This window comes from Aeromonas sp. V90_14 (assembly GCF_029967615.1).
In the GTDB taxonomy this organism is placed as follows: domain Bacteria; phylum Pseudomonadota; class Gammaproteobacteria; order Enterobacterales; family Aeromonadaceae; genus Aeromonas; species Aeromonas hydrophila.
Genome location: NZ_JASCAS010000023.1, coordinates 1 through 917 on the forward strand (window position 1 = coordinate 1; position 917 = coordinate 917).

Genomic DNA, 917 nt, shown 5'->3' on the forward strand with positions numbered 1-917 from the left:
CATTCTACTCAACCGCCTTCTCGAGTCAAGCCTTATTTGCAAAGGCTTTTCGAGGCTACCGACCCGGCTGTTTGCGTTGCCGCTTGCCGTGTCGATGGAGGCGCATTATAGGGAGCTGAAACTTTCTGGCAAGCAGATAATTGCAAAAAGATGGCTTTCATCGCTCAACCGCTCACAAAGCCACCAAAAAGCATTTAAAACCAGCAAAATCAGGCCACGGTGGGGGCAGCTACGGCAAAATCATGCAGATTGTCATAGATGGCATCGGCCAGCTCGACACCAGCATCCGTTACCGGCTTGCCCGTTCTGACCATGATCTTGTAACCAACCCCGGCATTGATGGCGGCTTTCAGATCGGAAGGTTTGTCACCCACCATATAAGAGCGGCTCATATCGATGTTCAGCTCTTGCTTGGCAAGCAGCAGCATTCCCGGTTCTGGTTTGCGGCAGTCACAGGGAGCACCATGCTCCGGATGATGGGGGCAGAAGTAGATACCATCCAGGTCCACGTCGCGATCGGCCAATGACCAATCCATCCACTCGGTCAGGTTCATGAAATCATCTTCGCTGAAATAACCGCGGGCGATACCAGACTGGTTGGTGACAACGACCAGCAGATACCCTTTCTTCTTCATCAGCTGCAGGGCTTCGATGACCCCGGGCAAAAAGTGGAAGTCATCTACCTTGCTGACATAACCGGTGTCTTCGTTGATGACACCATCACGATCCAGAAAAATGGCTGGTTTGCTCACAGAAACGACCTCTATCAATGATTTCGCAAAGTATCTCACAGGCCATTTAAAGCCCCAAAAGTAAAAGGGGTGGCCGAAGCCACCCCTTTCATGTGCGTATTTAAAGTATCGATTAAGCGATAACTTTAGCTACAACACCAGCACCTACGGTACGGCCACCTTCAC

Annotated in this window: 1 protein-coding gene; it reads right to left on the reverse strand. The window is 50.9% G+C overall.

Going from position 1 to position 917, the window contains the following annotated elements; translation table 11 throughout:
- Positions 1 to 209: 209 nt before the first annotated feature.
- Positions 210 to 752: a D-glycero-beta-D-manno-heptose 1,7-bisphosphate 7-phosphatase gene (gene gmhB, locus QLG02_RS10300; RefSeq protein WP_162516590.1), complete on the reverse strand. Its 543-nt coding sequence runs from the start codon at positions 750 to 752 to the stop codon at positions 210 to 212.
- Positions 753 to 917: the final 165 nt, after the last annotated feature.